Raw genomic sequence first — 18,794 nt, forward strand, 5'->3', positions numbered from 1 at the left:
TTGTGTGAAGCGAACAGGTTCGGTTATTCTGGCTGCCGGTGACGGCAAAAGAATGGGCTCGGCAAAGCCCAAGGTGCTCTGCGAGGTTCTGTTTCGCCCCATGATTGGCTGGGTTGCCGATTGCTGCAATGCGGCCGGTATTGAGCAAAACTGCGTTGTTCTGGGGAACGGCGCCGATTTTGTGCGCCCTTTTTTGCCTTTTAATTTTGAGGCCGTTTTGCAGCAGGAGCGCTTGGGCACCGGTCATGCCGCCTCTATGGCCCGGGATTTTATCCGGGAAGGGGATTTTGACCATGTGGCAGTGCTCTGCGGGGATGCGCCTTTTATCACCCCGGATTTGCTGCAGGAGGCTCTGACCCTTCACCGGGAACAGGGCAACGGGGTTACGGTAATTACCGCCCGGGTGGCGGACCCCACCGGCTATGGCCGTATCCGCCGGGAAGGAAACCGCCTTGCCGCCATTGTGGAGCAGGCAGATGCCGATGAAGAAACCCTTCGGATTGATGAAATCAACGCAGGGGCCTACTGGTTCCGCAAAGATTTTCTGCTGCGTTTTTTTGATGCGATGGGTAATGACAATGCCCAAGGGGAATATTACCTAACAGATTGTGTGCAGGCGGCTGCCCGCCTCGGTGAGACTGCGGGGGCGTGGCTTTCGCCGACTGCGGATGTGGCGCTGGGAGCCAATACCCGCAAGGGTCTTGCTTTGCTCAATTCCATTGCCCGGGAGCGGGTGCTGGATAAGCTCATGGATGCCGGAGTCAGCATTCCTTTTCCCGATGGCATTGTGGTGGGAGATCAGGTTGAGATCGGCCCGGATACAGTGCTTTTGCCAGGGACTATCATTTTAGGTAAGGTTACCATCGGCAGCGGCTGTGAGATTGGCCCCAACTCCCACATTACCGACAGTGTGATTGGCGATGGCTGCCGGGTTATTTCTTCCTACATTGACCAATCCACCATTGAAGAAAATGTCAAGATCGGGCCGATGTCTAATGTGCGGCCCAACTGCCATATAAAATCGGGAGCAAAAATCGGGGATTTCGTGGAAATCAAAAATTCCGTGATTGGCTCCAAAACGGCGGTAGCGCACCTGACCTATGTGGGGGATTCCGATGTGGGTGACCGGTGCAATTTCGGCTGCGGAACCGTTACTGTCAATTATGACGGGGCGAAAAAATACCGCACCACCATTGGCAACAATGTGTTTGTGGGGTGCAACACCAACCTGATTGCCCCTGTCACCATGGGGGATCGCTCCTACAGTGCCGCAGGCACCACGGTAACACAGGATGTTCCGCCGGGTGCGCTGGTTATTGGCCGCAGCCGCCAGAAGGTGATTGAGGGCTGGACAGAAACCTCTGGAAAAACCAAATAGCTTAAAGTTCTTAGAATGGTGAAAGATTTTTTGGCTGTATCGGTTTGCTTTTGTGCAAACCCATGAAAAACCTGGAATTAGCCCACTTCGCCTTGCTATTTGGAAAAATAGAGCCTATAATCGTTAATGTTTGCTGTATGCCGATGGTTTATATCGGAGGCCTTCTTTGGGGGGGCCTTCGGGTTTCATATACATTATCAAAGAGTGAAAAAGGGAGACGTTGTAATGAATCTGCATGGCAAGGATATCAAAATTTTCTCAGCCAACTCCAATCTTGCAGTGGCAAAGGGTATTGCCAAGAATCTGGGGCTGCCTGTAGGAAAAAGCGAGGTCACAGCCTTTGCTGATGGCGAAATATCGGTTTCCATCGGTGAATCGGTGCGTGGATCGGATGTGTTTGTCATCCAGTCCACCTGTAAGCCTGTCAACAATCATATTATGGAGCTTCTGATTATGATTGATGCCTTCAAAAGGGCATCAGCCGGAAGAATTACAGCCGTTATCCCTTACTTTGGATATGCCCGCCAAGATCGCAAGGCCAAGGCCCGTGACCCCATTTCTGCCAAGCTGGTGGCCGATCTGATCACCGCCGCCGGGGCCGACCGGGTTCTGACCATGGATCTCCATGCTCCCCAAATTCAAGGCTTCTTTGATATTCCGGTGGATCACCTTCTGGGTGTTCCTCTGCTGGCTCCTTATTTCGCTAAGAAATTTAAGGGTCGGGAAGAAAACCTGGTTGTGGTTTCCCCTGATCTGGGCTCTGTAGCCCGGGCCCGCAAATTTGCCGAGCGTGTGGATGCACCTCTCGCCATTGTAGATAAGCGCCGCCCCAAGGCAAATGTTTCCGAAGTTATGAACATCATCGGTGATGTCAAGGATAAAACAGTGATTCTGGTGGACGATATGATTGATACTGCCGGAACCCTCTGCCACTCTGCCGAGGCTCTGGTGAAAATCGGCGGTGCCACCAAGGTGTATGCCTGTGCCACTCACGGCGTTCTCTCCCCGCCGGCTGTGGAGCGCATTCTTGCCAGCCCCATTGACCGCCTTGTTCTGCTGGATACCATTCCCATTCCCGAGCCTGCCATGGATGCTTTGGCCGATAAGCTGACCCTGCTTTCGGTGGCTCCTGTTTTTGCCGAAGCCATTGAGCGCATCTATGAGGATAAGCCGGTTTCCCCTTTGTTTATCTAAGGCAGGCTTCGCCTCTCTCAACGGGCTTAGGTTGGTGATAATCTTTGCCCTTGTGCGCGCTGGCTCTCATAACCCAACCCGTTGGTGAAACCAAAAGCTTCGAGAGAATTGCAACGGATACAACCAAGAGCCGAGCCTAAAAGTTACAGTTAACCCAAGTTCGGCTCTGGGGGGTACCAAGGGGGAGCGAGACGCTTGCATTTTCTACGGAAAAGGCAACGGCCTTTCCTGCTACCAGAGAAGGTTTTTTTCTTTGATGACTTTCTTTTTCAGCCAAAAAGAAAGCCATTGCCTGTGCGGCATAAGCAAAAGAAAACCACGGGTTTATCCCCGCCGGAGGCTGGAGTGGGTTCATGGGGGAACTAGTTCCCCCATGAGGCGCTTCGTGGCTGAAGCTCTGCGAAAGCCACCTCTGCATTTTCCGCAGAAAATGCAAGCGACTGAAAGGATGTGCAAGCCGCACGGCATGAGTGCGGAAGTGAAGAATTTCAACTATGTAGAGCCGTGGTAGGATATTTTATGGAATAATACTTCCATTGCAGTTTTCTCTGTGCCCAATGATAGAGCTTTGTCATCGAGTGGGGCATACCAATCTCCGCAGACTGTAGCTTAAATCGATTTTCTTTTGTGTCCTTTTCTTTTTTCCAAAAGCAAAGGAGGCGTCGCCTCTTTCATCGGGCTTGGGTGGGTAAGAATCGTTGCCGCTGTGCCCGATGATTGTGGTTTTCTTTTGACCGAGCTTTTCAAAATGTAACTCCCAGCGGGGCGGTGCTGCCGTCCCGCCCTGTTTTTATTGAGGTGACCAATGTTTAAAAAGCTGTTTGGCTCCGCCGCCCCGGCCGCCGGTCCGGTGAATTGGCTGGTGGTGGGCCTTGGAAATCCCGGCAGGGAATACGAGCAGACCCGCCACAATGCGGGTTTTATCGCTTTGGATTACATTGCCCGGGAAATGGGGATTCCCCTGAAAAAGGTTCGTTTTAAATCATGGTGCGGCGATGGCACCCTTGCCGGGCAGAGGGTTTTGCTGCTCAAGCCCAGCACCTATATGAACAACAGCGGCGAAGCCGTGGGGGAAGCGGCTTCCTTTTACAAAATCCCCCCTGAAAGAATTGTTATACTGTTTGATGATGTCTCCCTTGAGCCGGGGGCCATGCGCATACGCCGCGACGGCTCGGCCGGGGGGCACAACGGCATCAAAAGCATTTTGCAGCATCTGGGAAGCGACGCATTCCCCCGTGTTAAGATCGGGGTAGGCCAGAAGCCCAACCCCAGTTACGATATGGCGGCGTGGGTCTTGGGCAAGCTTTCCTCCGAGGATACCAAGAAGATGGAGCCTCTCTGGGATGCCATTTACCAGAGCACACAGCTTATTGTAGGCGGCGATATCGCCGAGGCTATGAATCGATTTAACGGCAGGTAAACAATGAAGCAATTCGCAAAGCTCCTTGAAGCAAGCCCCGAATACCGAAGCCTGCTGGCTGGCATCAAAGAGGGCCGATTCCCTCAGATGCTGGCAGGGCTGGCCACCATTCACAAAGCTGATTTTGTCTTTTCCCTGTGCAGGGGTTCAGAAAAATCGGCTCTTGTTGTTGCGCCCAACGAGCAGATGGCACTGCGCCTCTGTGGGGATATCAACGCTCTTTTTGGCTATGAGGCCGCCTTTTTCTACCCGGCCCGGGAGCTGAACTTCCGGGAGGTGGAGGGTGCCAGCCGTGAATATGAGCACGCCCGCCTGCGGGTTCTGGGGATGCTGGCCACTGGGGAATGCCCCATTGTGGTGGCCTCGGTGGAGGGGGCCGTGCAGTATACGCTGCCTCGGGAGGTGCTTACCGCCCGAACCCTCGCCCTTGAACCGGGTCAGGCCCATGATATCACCAAGCTGACCGCTCTTTTGGTCAGCGCCGGGTATGTCCGCTGTGAGCAGGTGGAGGGTGTTTCCCAGTTTTCGATTCGGGGCGGCATTCTGGATTTTTTCCCGCCTCACAGCCCCAGCCCTTACCGTGTGGAATTCTGGGGAGATGAAATTGATACCATCGCCTTCTTTCAGGTGGATACCCAGCGGCGGCTGGATACAGTGGAAAGTGCTGAAATTTTGCCTGCAAGAGAGCTTCTGCTGGATGCCCCCGACCGGTTTATTCCGTTCTTGGAGGGGATAAAGAAGGGCCTTTCAGGCAAATACGGCCAGCGAGCCAAGGAGCACATCGATCGTGATATCGGGCGGCTGGAGGGTGGGCTGTTCCCGGAAAGCCTTGACCGTTACCTGCCTCTGCTGTATGAAAAGCCCACAACTCTGTTCGACTATTGCACCGACCGCCTGCTGTTTGCCTGTGAGCCTGTTTCTATGAAGGAGCTGCTGAAAAACAGCGCATGGCAGCAGCAGGAAGATGTTAAGCTCCTCATGGAGGAAGGTATGCTCTTTAAGGGCTGCACCACCTTTGGGTTGGATTTTGTGGATGTGGCGGGTATTTTTCAAACCAGCTCCACCATTGTTATGGATAACTTCACCCGGCAGGTGCCGGAGCTGCGTCTGGCGGGGCTGCATACAGTCAACGCTGTGCAGCTTTCCTCTTGGAGTGGCGAATACAGCTTCTTGGTGGAGGATCTCACCTCCTACATGGAGCGGGGCTATTGTGTCTGCATTTTTGCCGGAACACCCCGTGCCTGCTCGGCTCTGCTGGCCGATCTCACCCGGGATGGCTTTTCCGCTACCGTGATTCCCGACCCGGGCAAGCTGGTTCCCCGCAGTGTTTTCATTGTGGAAAACAGCCTCAGCGGCGGTTTTGAATACCCAGACCTGCGGCTGGCGGTGATCAGTCAGGCCAAGGGGGTTCAGCCCGCCCGAAAGAAAGCCAAGCGGGATAAACGTGGCCAGAAAATCAAAACCCTTGCGGATTTGCTGCCGGGGGATCATGTGGTTCATGCCTCCCACGGCATCGGGGTTTTCGAGGGCATTGTCAAGCGGGAAATGCAGGGCATTGTGAAGGATTATCTCAAAATCCGCTATGCAGGCACCGATACCCTTTTTGTACCGGTTACCCAGCTGGATCTTGTTTCCAAATACATCGGTGCTTCCTCCGAAGGCGGCAAGGTTCGCCTGAACAAGCTCAACTCGGTGGAATGGCAAAAAACCCGGGCAAGGGTTAAAGCCGCTGTTAAGGATATGGCCAAGGAGCTGATCGCTCTGTATGCCAAGCGGGCCTCTGCCAAGGGCTTCGCTTTTTCGCCGGATAACGATTGGCAGCGGGAGTTTGAGGAGCGCTTTCCCTTTGAGGAAACCGATGACCAGCTCCGCTGCATTCAGGAAATCAAAGAGGATATGCAGAAATCCATGCCCATGGATCGGCTTCTCTGCGGGGATGTGGGCTTCGGCAAAACCGAGGTCGCTCTTCGGGCCGCCTTTAAGTGTGTGCTGGATGGCAAGCAGTGTGCGGTGCTGGTGCCCACCACCATTTTGGCGTGGCAGCACTTCCAGACCTTCAGCAAGCGGCTGGAGGGCTATCCGGTTACGGTTGAGCTGCTTTCCCGCTTTCGTTCCGCCAAGGATCAGGCCGAAACCGTTCGGCGTTTAAAGCGGGGCGAAGTGGACATTATTATTGGTACACACCGTGTGGTGCAAAAGGATATCCAGTTTAAGGATTTGGGGCTTTGCATCATCGATGAGGAGCAGCGCTTCGGCGTGGCTCATAAAGAAAAATTCAAGGAAATGCGGGCGGATGTGGATATGCTCACCCTTTCCGCCACGCCCATTCCCCGCACCCTGAACATGGCGATGTCCGGTATACGGGATATGTCCACCATTGAGGAGGCACCCCAAGACCGCCACCCAGTGCAGACCTATGTGCTGGAGCATGATATGGGTGTTATTGCGCAGGCTATCCAAAAGGAGCTGCGCCGGGGCGGGCAGGTTTTTTATCTCCACAACCGCATTGAATCCATTGATAGCTGCGTTTATAAGCTTCAGGAAATGATTCCCGAGGCCCGTATTGCTTCGGCTCACGGCAAAATCGGGGAGGAAGCTCTTTCCCGCATATGGAAGCAGATGGTGGAGCAGGAAATGGATATTCTGGTCTGCACCACCCTCATTGAATCCGGCATCGATATCCCCAACTGCAACACCCTGATTATCGAGGATGCCGACCGTATGGGTCTTTCCCAGCTGTATCAGCTTAGGGGGCGGGTTGGACGTTCCACCCGGCGGGCCTATGCTTATTTCACCTTCAAGCGGGGCAAGGCTCTTTCCGAAATCTCCACCAAGCGGCTGGCGGCGATCCGGGAATTTACAGCCTTTGGTTCCGGTTTCCGCATTGCTATGCGTGATCTGGAAATTCGAGGGGCAGGCAACATTTTGGGTTCTCAACAGCATGGCCACATGGAAGCGGTGGGATACGACCTTTATCTCAAGCTGCTCAGCGAGGCAGTGGGCGAGGAAAAAGGACAGCCGGCCTCCGCCATGGCCGGGGAATGCCTCATCGATATTCGCATCAGCGCCCATATACCGGAGGATTACATTGATTCTTTGGCCCAGCGCATTGATGTCTACAAAAAAATCGCCGCTGTTACCTCCAAAGAGGACTCCATGGATGTAACCGATGAGCTGATTGACCGATTCGGCGATCCCCCGGAGGCGGTCAAGGGTCTGCTGGATGTGGCGCTGATCCGCAACACAGCTTCTTCACTGGGCTTTATGGAAATATCCCAGCGGGATGACCGAATTCTCATGTACCCGCAAGTGCTGGATATGGAGCTGGCGGCCAAGGCGGCGCAGAAGCTGCGGGGTCGGGTTCTGGTCAGTGCGGGAGCAAAGCCTTATCTTTCGGTGAAAGTTTTGCCGGGCAAGGGGCCCATAGATGCTATCCGAGAGGCGTTGGAGAGCATGAGTTAACAGCTTTTTTCAGAAAAAGAGAATTTTTTAGCCAAAATACGCCAAAATCTGGACATTTGGCCGGACAGGCTGTATAATAAGTTAGTATGCAACCATACGCAATAACAGGAGGACTATGAATGAGTGGAATAAAACGCTGCCTTGCCGTGGTTTTGGCGGGGATTATGCTTCTGGGAGCCACAGCCTGTGGTGCGGGCAATACACAGTGGGCTCTTCGGGCCGATGATCTGGAGGTTTCGCCGGGTGTATATATTTTCGGGCAGATCAATGCTTTTGGCGAGGCTCAAAACATTCTAGCGGCAAAGCAGGTTCTGGCAACCAGTGCCCCAACACTGGATGAAGTTCTCAAGGCCGATATTGAGGGAAAATCCGGAAAAGATTGGATCAACGAAAAGGCCCTGAACTATGCGAAGCAATATTTAGCCGCTGAAAAGCAGTTTGCTGAAAAGGGACTTTCTCTTTCCCCAGAGGTTACCGCAGAAGTGGAAAGCTCGGTTAGCTATATGTGGGAAGCCAATGAGGATCTTTACACCAAGAGCGGTGTTTCTAAGGAATCCCTGCGGAAATACCTGACCAACCAATACAAGCGGGGCGAGATTTTCACGGCCTCGGATATTGCCTTCACCGATGAGGAAATCAAAGAGTATTTCACTAAGGAATATGCCAAGATCAAATACATCGATTTCGCGCTCCCCGCTGAGGGAGAAGAAGGCTATGAAGAGAAGATGGCCGCTGTCCGTGCGGATGTTGAGCGCTATAAGGCACGGGTTGAGGCAGGCGAAAACTTTGAACAGCTGATCTTTGAAAACACTAAGGAATACTATGAATCCACAGGCAGCACCACCGAAGCCAAATTGGCTGAGGAAGGCGAATATGATCTGCTCTTCTCCCGCAGCCAAGCGGTTCAGTATGGCCAGAACTTTGGGCCTGCCGCCTTTGATCTGGAAATCGGTGCGGTTTCCGTTGTGGAAGAGAAAGCCTTTATCTATATCATAAAGCGCATCAGCCCTCTGGATAAACCCGAGGAGTTGGAAAACTACCGCCAGACCCTTGTGAGTGCCATGAACAACGATGCATTCCAGAAGCTGTTGGATGAATGGGTAGCCGGTATGACCTTTACCACCAACGATGCCGCGCTAAAAAAATATACGCCCAACAAACTTAAAATTTCTTAATCCATTTGAATCCGAAGGACAGTTGCCGATAAAAAGGTGCTGTCCTTTTTTTTATGAAAAAAGCTCCAAAAAGATGCAATGGAATTTGTATCAAAGGGCTGTAATGCGGTGCGGGTGTATCCGCATGAAATCATTCTTCATCTTTCTTCGAGATGTTTTTTTCTGTGGGCCTGCCCTGCGCACATAAAAAAGGAACCTGTTTTATGTGCAAATGACCATAGTATGAATTTCTCTTTTTTGGGGAAAATTATATTGCACTTTGTGATGAAAACGTTTATAATATTATCTATATACCTAAGCGGCTTTGGCCAGGGGGCTTCTGGTGCCACTCTGGCGGATTCCCCTAGGATGTGTTCCAGCAGGAATGCCCGAGAAAGCCTTGACTTGTGATGATTAAAAACAGAAGGGACAAAAGTGTATGAAAAAGAGTGTATTTATTTCTGCGGTTGCTTTGTTTGTTGCAGCTGTGGGCGTTGTGATCGCCCTGACTGCTTATTTTAAAAATAAAAACAGCTATCTCTATGAGGATGACGACGATTTTCTCTTTGATGATCCCGATGATCTTGAGTATTATACTTCTGAAGCCGATGATCTCCCCGAAGAGGAAGAGCCTGAGGATGAGGATCTGGATACCCCTGTGCAGGGTTCTGACGAATAAGTTTTTTCCTAGCCATGTAAGAAGCTTTCTTTTACACAGCTTGCCAAGAACCGGCCGCTCGCATTGCGAATGGCTGGTTCTTTTGTCATATTGGCTATCAAAAGCGAAGGCCCCACGCGGCTTTGATTTATGTGGTATATGAAAGGAAATCCATCCAAATGGGGAGGATGTCCACAGAAAAGGTCTACTGCACTTTTGGCGGTTCAGCTGTTTATAGGGTAGAAAAGTCCCCAAAACCTTTTCCTCTTGATGCAAGGGCTTGCTAAGAATACTCACCCATGTTATACTGAAATACACCAACTGATTTGAGGTGACCTGAACTGAAGGTTTCAACAAAAGGGCGCTATGCCCTGCGGATGCTGCTTGATTTGGCAGAAAATAAGGATAAGGGCTTTATTGCCCTCAAGGATATTGCCGAGCGGCAAAACATATCCAAAAAATATTTGGAGCATATTGTCAGCCTTCTTGGTCAATCCAATGTTTTGCGGGCCAATCGGGGCTATCAAGGCGGCTATATGCTGGCACAGGAGCCCAGTGAATATACAGTGGGCCAGATTTTGCGCATTACAGAGGGATCATTTGTCCCGGTTGCCTGCATGGAGGATGAGCCCAACCGCTGCGACCGAAAGGATTTTTGTATGACCTTGCCTGTATGGGAGGGTCTTGGCCGGGTGATGGAGGATTATTTGAATCACATCACGCTGCAGGATATTCTGGATAGTGCCAATCAGAGGCAGGATGCCGCCTTGGCACATGAATAAAATATTGGTACGGGATTGATTTTTATAGTGTGAAAAAGGCCGGCACCGTTTTTTGTGGAGGCCTTTGCTGTAACCATTAAGCAAAGCCATTAAAAAAGGAGCCGCACAGTGAAAACTGTGTGGCTCCTTTTTTAATTATGGCAAACGGCGAATGCTGTTGTTTCTATTTAGCCTTCATGCGCAGCTGGCGGCTCAAAATTCGCTTGCGCAGGCGAATGTTTTTGGGGGTTACCTCGATAAGCTCATCATCGGCGATAAACTCCAAGGATTCTTCGAGACTCATGTTGCGGTAGGGAATCAGGCGCAGAGCCTCATCCGAACCACTGGCCCGCATGTTGGTAACATGCTTTTTCTTGCAGACGTTAACAGTTAAATCCTCGGCCTTGGGGGAAAGGCCCACAATCATACCCTCGTAAACCGGTGTGCCGGGGCCGATGAACAAAACACCACGCTCCTGTGCGTTGTAGAGGCCGTAGGTTACTGCCTCACCGGGTTCAAAGGCAATAAGAGCGCCGGTACGCTGGGCGGCGATTTCACCCTTATGGGGCTTGTAGCTGTCAAACACCGAGCTGAGAATGCCTTCACCCTTGGTGTCGGTGAGGAATTCGTTGCGATAACCAAAGAGACCCCGGGAAGGAATAATAAACTCCAGACGCATCCGGCTGCCCTGAGGGGCCATGTGCATCAGCTCGCCCTTGCGGGGGCCCATTTTTTCCATGACAGCGCCCACGGCGGTTTCGGGGCAGTCAATGACCAGCTTTTCAAAGGGCTCGCATTTTACACCCTCAACCTCCCGGTAAAGAACACGGGGGGTGCTCACCTGAAATTCAAAGCCTTCACGGCGCATGGTTTCAATGAGGATAGAAAGATGCATCTCGCCACGGCCGGAAACATTAAAGCTCTCGGTGCTGTCGGTTTCGGCAACACGCAGCGAAACATCCTTGAGAAGTTCCCGGAACAACCGCTCACGCAGGTGGCGGGAGGTGACGAATTTACCCTCCTGACCGGCAAAAGGGCTATCGTTGACCGAAAAGGTCATTTCCACTGTGGGTTCAGAAATTTTTACAAAAGGTAGCGGCTCGGGCGCCGTCATGTTTCCACAAATGGTGTTGCCGATGTTGATATTTTCAAGGCCGGAGACACACACAATATCCCCCACCTTGGCAGAGGCGGTGGCCACACGGCTCAGTCCCTGAATTTCATAGAGATTTACCAGCTTGCCCCGATAGGGAGAGATGCTCTGGTGCCAGTCGCAGACCATGCATTCCTGCCCTTGGTTCAGAGTGCCGGCTTCAATGCGTCCAATGGCGATGCGCCCTACATATTCATTGTAGTCAATGGAGGAAACCAGCATTTGCAGAGGGACGGTATCGTCCCCTTCGGGTGCCGGAATGTAATCCAGAATGGTATCGAAAAGAACAGTGAGGTCTTCATCCTGTGAATCCACGCTCTTAGAAGCTGTGCCAGCACGGCCAGAGCAGTAAATAACCGGGCTGTAAAGCTGCTCTTCGTTGGCTTCCAGGTCCATTAACAGCTCCAGAACCTCACCCTCAATTTCCTGCGCACGGGCATCGGGGCGGTCCACTTTATTGACCACCACAATAACCCGGTGGCCTAGGTCTAGGGCCTTTTGCAGAACAAAACGTGTTTGGGGCATAGCGCCTTCAAAGGCATCCACCAAGAGAAGAACGCCGTTGACCATTTTCAGCACACGTTCCACTTCGCCGCCGAAATCAGCATGCCCGGGTGTATCCACAATGTTGATTTTGACTCCGTTATAGGTAACGGAGGTGTTTTTTGCCAAAATGGTAATGCCCCGCTCCCGCTCCAGGTCGCCGGAATCCATAACACGGTCGGCTACAACCTGGTTTTCACGGAAAGCGCCGCCCTGTTTGAGCATTTCATCCACCAGAGTGGTCTTGCCATGGTCGACGTGGGCAATAATTGCCACGTTGCGTAAATCTTCTCTAATCAAAAATTGATTTCCCCTTTTTTTTGAGTATCCTGTGAAACACAAAGATGACCGCACCCAGCAAATGAGTGCGGTTAAACAGACAGCCGGATTTTTCAACTCACCCAGTATACATGAAAATTGGCCGAAACACCAGCTTTTTTAAATAAATTTGGCTAATATAACGAAAATTTCCAATTCCGCCTAATGGTAAAACCGCATAACCGATAGAACTCGGCCCAATATTTCCACTTGCTCTGCGATAATTGGCTCAAAACTGGCATTTTCCGGCTGGAGCCGGTAATACCCTTTTTCTTTAAAAAACCGCTTTACAGTGGCTTCATCCTCGATTAGTGCCACAACAAGCTCGCCGTTGCGGGCAGTGGAGGTTTTTTCCACCACCACAATGTCGCCATCCAGAATGCCGGCCTCGATCATGCTTTCTCCCTTGATGTGCAGGGCAAATAAATCCTTGGAGCTGCCCTTGCCACGAAAAGGAATGTATTCTTCGATTTCTTCCACCGCCAAAATGGGATTGCCCGCCGTTACCGTGCCCAACAGCGGCACCCGAACCATAGCGGCACCGGGGAGACGAATGGTGCGGTTAAGCCCATCGTTTTTAAGAATATGTCCCTGCTGCTGGAGAGCAGCCAAATCGCTGTGTACGGTGGAGGTGGAGGGAATATGGAGAGCCTCGCATATTTCCCGGACTGTGGGGGAGGGGTGACCGGCCTCTTCGCATTCGGCCAGAAAACGTAAAATCTGTTCCCGCCGCTCCTGAACCCGTTTCATAGGAATCTTCCTTTCAAAAAGTGATCGGGATTTCCCCCGCTTATGAGAAAAACTGGTGTGTATTTTGAGTGAATTTGGCGAAAAAGAACCGATTTCCTCGAAATTTTAGCTTCATAAATTATCCAATCAATCTTTAAGGTTTATTTACACGCTGGTAACAACCCCGCCGAAAAAAAGAGTATAATAAAGCCATACCCTAAAGAAACGAAGCCGCAACGGTTCTTGGGTATTGATCGACCCTCCTCAAAAACACACCTCAAACAAATTGGTAGAATGGCCGCACTCCGGTGCGGCCATTCTACTGTTTTTTTAAAAAACAGCAGGGGGCTTCGCGCCTTTTGTTGAAAATAGGCTAGCTATTCTGGTTGCGATTGTGCCTGGTAAGCTGCACTTTCCCAGCGCCGACAGAGGCTATTTTCCTGTAACTTTATTTTTCTTGGCTTTATACGGTTGTTTTTTTCACTTCCGCACTCATGCCGTGCGGCTGGCACATCCTTTCTCCACGATGAGAAAGGATGCAAAGAATCGCCAAGGGGGCGCTCCCCCTTGGTACCCCCCAGATCCGAACTTGAGCTAACTATAACATTGGGGCTCGGTTCATGGTTGTATCCGTCACAATTCTCGCAAAATACTTAATTGTGTCAGCAAGCGAGGATTTTAAAGCCCCGAGGAGGTAAAGCCGATTTTCTTATAAACCTTTTCTATTGTGCGGTTGGCAACCGAGCAGGCGGCTAAAGCACTCTCTTTGTAGCATTGGGTGATATAGCCCTTATCCGCCGAAAGCTCTTTGAAGCGTTCCTGAATGGGGCGCAGATGCTCGGCAACCGCTTCACCCACCGCTGTTTTAAAGTCGCCGTAGCCTTTGCCTTCAAAATCCAAAGCAATTTGCTCCATGGTTTTGCCGGTTACCAGCGAATAAATGGTCATCAGATTGTTGATGCCGTCCTTGCCCTCCCCGTACATAACCTGTGTATCCGAATCGGTGACTGCGCTGCGGAATTTTTTCACGATGGTTCCCGGCTCGTCCAGAATGGAGACAAAAGCCTTGGGGTTGGCATCCGACTTGGACATTTTTTGAGTGGGGTTAGCCAGCGACATAATCTTGGAGCCTTCCTTGGGGATATAAGGCTCAGGAACGGTAAAGGTGTTGCCATAAATACCGTTGAAACGTTCGGCAATGTTGCGGGAAAGCTCCAGATGCTGCTTCTGGTCGGCACCCACCGGCACCAGATCAGCCTGATAAAGCAAAATATCCGCAGCTTGCAGCACCGGATAGGTGAAAAGCCCGGCGTTGATGTTTTCGGGGTGGCTGGCGGATTTATCCTTAAATTGGGTCATACGGCCCAGCTCACCATAGGGGGTAAAGCAGCCCAGCACCCAGTTCAGCTCGGCGTGGGCGGAGACATGGCTCTGCACAAACAGGATGCTTTTCTGGGGGTCAATGCCGCAGGCCATCAGCAGGGCATAAGCCCGCAGAACGTTTTCACGCAGCACCTTAGGGTCCTGCCGGATGGTGATGGAATGCATATCCACCACACTATAAATGCAGCGGTAATCCTCTTGCAAGGCTACCCAGTTTTTAATGGCACCCATATAATTCCCCAGAGTCATGACTCCGGTGGGCTGAATACCGGAAAAGATAACCGGCTTTTTAACAGATGGAGACTGCTCCATAACAAAATCACTCCTGCTTTTACTTTTTCAGTGCCTGCGTAAGCCTTCCGATGCCTTCAACAATCTGTTCATCGGTGGGGGTGGAAAAATTCAGCCGGAAGGAAGAGGTGGGTGTATTCATCTGGGCACAGAAGGTGGAACCGGGCACCACGCACACCTTATGATCCCGAACCAAACAGGTGGCCAGTTCATCGGTGTTTTCCATGCCGGGCATGGTGGCCCAAATGAACAAGCCGCCCTGAGGTCGTGTAAGCTCCAGCATGTTTCCGAGAGAGCGATCCAGCTCCGAAAGCATCAGGGAGCATTTGCGGGCATAGACGGTGCGCAGATTAGCCAGATGGCTTTCCATATCACATTGAGTAATAAAGTAGTAGGCCAGCATTTGAGAAAGCATGCTGGAGTGGACATCGGTGCACTGCTTGGCCACCACCAGCCTGCCCATAAGTCCTTGAGGAGCACAGGCAATACCCACCCGGATACCGGGCGAAAGAATCTTGGAGAAGGTGCCGGCGTAGATCACTCGGCCATCGGTATCCATAGATTTAATGGTAGGCAGAGGCTCCCCTGCAAAACGCAGATCACCATAGGGGTTATCCTCTAAAATAATGGTGTTGTATTTTTGGGCAAGGGCATAGCAGGCCTTGCGTTTCTCAAGGCTCATGGTGATGCCCGTTGGGTTTTGAAAGTTGGGAATCAGATAGATAAAGCGAGTATTCGGGTTGGCCTTTAAAGCATCTTCCAGCTTTTCGATGGAGATACCATCGGATTCCACATCCACTCCCACCAAACGGGTGTTGTAAGAGCGGAAGGCGTTGAGGGCCCCGATGAAGGAAGGATTCTCGCAGATAACGGCATCCCCTTCGTTGCACAGCACCTTGCAGGTCAGGTCTATGGTCTGCTGGGCGCCCGAAACAATAAACAGATCATCGATTGAAGGATCAAAGGATTGATACCGCTCAGCCAAGAACTTTTTCATATAATCGCGCAAAGGTATATACCCTTCGCTTAGGCCATATTGCAGAGCCAGATAAGGGTTATCTTCCAGCAGCTCCCGGGTCAGACGTTTGATTTCTTCCACAGGCAGTGCCTCAGAGGAGGGGCTGCCCGCAGCCAGTGAAATCACCGCGGGATCGGCGGCGTATTTGAACATTTCCCGGATAGCCGAAGGCTTCAGCCCAGCCATCTTTTCTGAAATTGTATATTCCATCACAAGGCTCCTTTTTCCGGTCAGGCCGTTTTGCGTCAGCTCTGATTTTTATTTATATAGTATAGCACAGCTTGCCGGGGATTCCAATACTTTACAGGAACAAACATTCAACACAAAAGCCGATACCTCCCAGAATTCTGAGAGATACCGGCAGGCAAATGCGCAGCAAGAGAAGAGGACAGTGCTCTAGGGGTTACATGGCCAGAACGCCGCTTTCGGTTTCCATCAGCACAAGAATCTGCTCCTCGGCTCCGGTCTGGACATTGACATAAACCAGAATGTTGCCGCCCTCGGCGTTTTTGGTCTTGAATTCATAGGTTAGCACTTCGTTTTTTCCACCAGTAGGAATCAGGGCAAGGCCGGTGCTCTGCACCTCTAAAAGCGGGCTGATGGATTTGGAGGCTTCCTCCACAGTCAGGGTAGGCTCCGGCAGCTCACGCTGGGTGTGGTTGTTCACAAAGCCTCGGGCATCATAGAATACAATCTGGCCGTTATCCATGGCCACGCCTACCTTAATCAGATCGGTGTAGCAGAGAACATCCCCATCTTTATAAGCAAAGTTAATGGTGCATATTCCCCCAGAAATTTCATAGTAGGTTTCCTCCATGTTTTCCAGATTGTGTCCACGGAGGAACTCGAGAGCCTTTTGCCGGGCAGTATCATGGGTTAAGGTGTTATCACCAATTTCACGGGAGGATACGATATAGGTTACAAAGCCGCCTGCCTTGGTAACAGCCGCATAATATTCCTTGCCGCCAAAGGTATAGGAGGGCATCCTTGATTTTTCCTCGCTGGACTGGGTGAAAAGGGCGGCATCGATTTTGGCGTAGGCGGCAGCCTTATCCCGGGCCTCATCCTGACTGATTTCATTCATTCCCTTTGTCATCTGGGGGTCCTTTTCCAGAATGTTATCCGAGAAGGGGCCGTCGTAAATCAGGGTGGGGTAGCCGGTCATACCGTCCTCCACTGCCTTGAAGCCAACAGAGGTGCCTTCCTCCAAGGTGCTTTCGGGCAGCTCCAGAGCCTTTTCCAGCACATAGCCATCCAGCAGCTCCTGTACCGAAATCTGCCCCGAGCGCAGCAGCGCTTCCATATAGGAAACCTGCTCGTTGAGTATTTTGGCGTGCTCCAGCAGGGCCTTGTAGCTGGCCCGCTCCTCATCGGAGATTTGCTGCTGTTGGCCGGCCTTTTTGGCTAGAAACATGGAGTAATCCCCCACCTGCGAAAGAAAGCGGTAGGTGTTTTCCATTTGGAATTCCCCGGCAGGCAAAGAGGCAAACGCCGCCTTGGCTGTGCCGGAGTTTTTGAGAATTTTGGCCGAGAGAGCGGAGATTTGAGCCGGCGTGCCCGCATAGCTGGTTTTTTCCAGATCGGTGATGATGCTGTTAAGCTGGCTTGAAAGCTCCTGCAAGGAACGGGTATAGCTTTGCTCCACCTGCCGCTGGTAACGGTCAACACGGATATATTGGTTGATCAGCCCCCCGAACAGGGCGAGCACGAGAGCGCAGGTGAACGAAACAGTGCGGACAAGCTGGCGCTTTGTAAAGGACATAAAGGCAGTTTCCTCCTTTTTGGGATGGTGTTGCTTTCTATCCATTAGGTTTGCCCGGAGATGCCAATATATGTGCCAGAGTATGGCAATTTTTTGAGCCTGTATTTTTCGTTGAATATAAAGCGGCAAAGGTGTATAATATGGAGCATAATGCAACCTTCCCGCACAAAAGGGCAAACGAAAAGAAGGCATGTCTTTTTATCCGTAGTTTTTCCGAAGTCGAATTGATTTCGACGCAGGAATTCCGCTTTTGCGCCGTGGCGGCGCAATCCGGGGGGAATATGGGGGGTATTGGATACCCCCCATAGAGGGTGTAGACAAAAGTCTACACCCTCTAGCATAATGGCATGGTGCCGCCACTGAGATGCACAGTCAAAAAAACGTTTTAAACAGGAGGAACAGGCCCTTGGCAGAGATTTATCTGGATAATTGCGCCACCACCCGGGTGGATGAAAGGGTGGCGCAGCTGATGCTGGACTGCATGACCCGGTGCTATGGGAACCCTTCCTCCCTGCATCCCTTGGGAACACAGGCCGCCCTTGCGCTGGAAAAGGCCGGGCAGCAGGTGGCAAAGGCACTTGGCTGCAGGGAGGATGAGGTGCTTTTCACTTCCGGCGGAACCGAGGCCAACAATCTGGCTCTGCTGGGGGCGGCCGAGGCTATGAAACGCCGGGGCAACAAAATTGTGGCCACTGCTTGGGAGCACTCCTCCATTCTGGAGCCCCTGCGGCAGCTGGAGCAGGCAGGCTTTGCGGTTACCCTGATTTCCCCTGAGCCGGATGGGCATATCAGCCCACAGAAGCTGGCGGAAGCGGTGAATGAGCAGACCATTTTGCTCAGCTGCATGCTGGTCAACAGTGAGGTGGGGGCCGTTGCTCCCATTGCTGAAATTGCCCGGCTGGCCAAAGCGAAAAATCCCCGGCTGCTGGTGCACTGCGATGGGGTGCAGGGCTTTGGTAAGCTGCCCTTTAACGTGACCAAGTGGGGTGTGGATTTGGTCACGGTCAGTGGCCACAAGATTCACGGGCCCAAAGGGGTGGGTGCTCTGTATATCCGCAAGGGGGTTCGGGTTCTGCCCCGGGTCTTCGGCGGCAGCCAGCAGAAAAAGCTGCGGCCCGGCACCGAGAACATGCCCGGCATCTGCGGCATGGGCCTTGCGGCGGAGCTGGCCTGCGCAAATTTGGAGGAAAGCTTCTGCCATGTTACCGCTTTGAAGGAAAGCTTTTTGGAAAACCTAAAAAAAATCCCGGGACTTTGCAGTAATTCACCCATTGATGCGACACCTTATATTGTGAACATATCGGTGCCCGGCTACCGGTCGGAAACCCTGCTCCACTTTCTGGGGGCAAGGGGGATTTGTGTCTCCAGCGGCTCGGCCTGCTCCAAGGGAGCCAAAAGCCATGTGCTGGTGAGTATGGGCCTGCCGGATGCGGTGATTGACAACGCTTTGCGGGTCAGCCTGTGCGCCCATACCACAGAGGAAGAACTAAATGCCTTTGTTTCCGGTTTAGGGGAGGCTGTGGAAAGCCTTGCCGGCATTAAAAAATAGAACCAAGGAAAGGATCAGCAC

The 18,794-nt window shown here is 51.9% G+C and carries 14 protein-coding genes; 8 read left to right on the top strand and 6 right to left on the bottom strand.

The features are described from left to right. Nucleotides 1-4: 4 nt before the first annotated feature. A complete protein-coding gene (gene glmU / locus U6B65_11930) occupies nt 5-1,378 on the top strand; it encodes a bifunctional UDP-N-acetylglucosamine diphosphorylase/glucosamine-1-phosphate N-acetyltransferase GlmU (GenBank protein WRS27030.1) in 1,374 nt (457 codons plus the stop codon). Between the two features lie 225 nt (nt 1,379-1,603). Then, a complete protein-coding gene (locus U6B65_11935; protein WRS27031.1) occupies nt 1,604-2,572 on the top strand; it encodes a ribose-phosphate pyrophosphokinase in 969 nt (322 codons plus the stop codon). 609 nt (nt 2,573-3,181) lie between these two features. On the opposite strand, the gene U6B65_11940 is transcribed toward U6B65_11935, so the two are convergent. Further along, the gene (locus U6B65_11940) at nt 3,182-3,319 is read right to left on the bottom strand and encodes a hypothetical protein (protein WRS27032.1); all 138 of its coding nucleotides are present in this window, start codon (nt 3,317-3,319) and stop codon (nt 3,182-3,184) included. Between the two features lie 58 nt (nt 3,320-3,377). Here U6B65_11940 and pth point away from each other — a divergent pair, with 58 nt between their 5' ends. The 5 genes from pth (at nt 3,378) to U6B65_11965 (ending at nt 10,048) form a co-directional block, all read left to right on the top strand. Then, on the top strand, nt 3,378-3,992 hold the full coding sequence (gene pth / locus U6B65_11945; GenBank protein ID WRS27033.1) for an aminoacyl-tRNA hydrolase: 615 nt from the start codon (nt 3,378-3,380) through the stop codon (nt 3,990-3,992). 3 nt (nt 3,993-3,995) lie between these two features. Next, a complete protein-coding gene (mfd, locus tag U6B65_11950) occupies nt 3,996-7,454 on the top strand; it encodes a transcription-repair coupling factor (protein WRS27034.1) in 3,459 nt (1,152 codons plus the stop codon). A gap of 119 nt (nt 7,455-7,573) precedes the next feature. After that, nucleotides 7,574-8,629 (top strand): hypothetical protein, encoded by a 1,056-nt coding sequence (locus tag U6B65_11955; protein ID WRS27035.1) that lies wholly within the window; start codon nt 7,574-7,576, stop codon nt 8,627-8,629. A gap of 418 nt (nt 8,630-9,047) precedes the next feature. Continuing rightward, nucleotides 9,048-9,287 (top strand): hypothetical protein, encoded by a 240-nt coding sequence (locus U6B65_11960; GenBank protein WRS27036.1) that lies wholly within the window; start codon nt 9,048-9,050, stop codon nt 9,285-9,287. Nucleotides 9,288-9,607: 320 nt separating this feature from the next. Further along, on the top strand, nt 9,608-10,048 hold the full coding sequence (locus tag U6B65_11965) for an Rrf2 family transcriptional regulator (GenBank protein ID WRS28951.1): 441 nt from the start codon (nt 9,608-9,610) through the stop codon (nt 10,046-10,048). Nucleotides 10,049-10,211: 163 nt separating this feature from the next. Here U6B65_11965 and typA read toward each other — a convergent pair whose 3' ends face one another. The 5 genes from typA to ypeB all read right to left on the bottom strand — a co-directional run bounded on the left by typA (nt 10,212) and on the right by ypeB (nt 17,224). Next, nucleotides 10,212-12,023: a translational GTPase TypA gene (typA, locus tag U6B65_11970; protein ID WRS27037.1), complete on the bottom strand. Its 1,812-nt coding sequence runs from the start codon at nt 12,021-12,023 to the stop codon at nt 10,212-10,214. 180 nt (nt 12,024-12,203) lie between these two features. Further along, nucleotides 12,204-12,797: a transcriptional repressor LexA gene (gene lexA, locus U6B65_11975; protein ID WRS28952.1), complete on the bottom strand. Its 594-nt coding sequence runs from the start codon at nt 12,795-12,797 to the stop codon at nt 12,204-12,206. A gap of 651 nt (nt 12,798-13,448) precedes the next feature. After that, complete coding sequence (gene trpS / locus U6B65_11980; GenBank protein WRS27038.1) at nt 13,449-14,465, bottom strand: tryptophan--tRNA ligase; 1,017 nt, start codon at nt 14,463-14,465, stop codon at nt 13,449-13,451. A gap of 19 nt (nt 14,466-14,484) precedes the next feature. Further along, the gene (locus U6B65_11985; GenBank protein WRS27039.1) at nt 14,485-15,672 is read right to left on the bottom strand and encodes a PLP-dependent aminotransferase family protein; all 1,188 of its coding nucleotides are present in this window, start codon (nt 15,670-15,672) and stop codon (nt 14,485-14,487) included. 193 nt (nt 15,673-15,865) lie between these two features. After that, nucleotides 15,866-17,224 carry a germination protein YpeB gene (gene ypeB, locus U6B65_11990; protein WRS27040.1) on the bottom strand — a complete coding sequence of 453 codons (1,359 nt, stop codon included), beginning with the start codon at nt 17,222-17,224 and terminating at the stop codon, nt 15,866-15,868. A gap of 406 nt (nt 17,225-17,630) precedes the next feature. Between ypeB and U6B65_11995 the strand changes: the two genes are divergently transcribed. Further along, nucleotides 17,631-18,773, top strand: coding sequence for a cysteine desulfurase family protein (locus tag U6B65_11995; GenBank protein ID WRS27041.1), 1,143 nt, complete (start codon nt 17,631-17,633; stop codon nt 18,771-18,773). Nucleotides 18,774-18,794 lie beyond the last annotated feature (21 nt).

It is taken from the genome of Oscillospiraceae bacterium MB08-C2-2 (assembly GCA_035621215.1).
Classification (GTDB): Bacteria; Bacillota; Clostridia; order Oscillospirales; family Ruminococcaceae; genus WRAV01.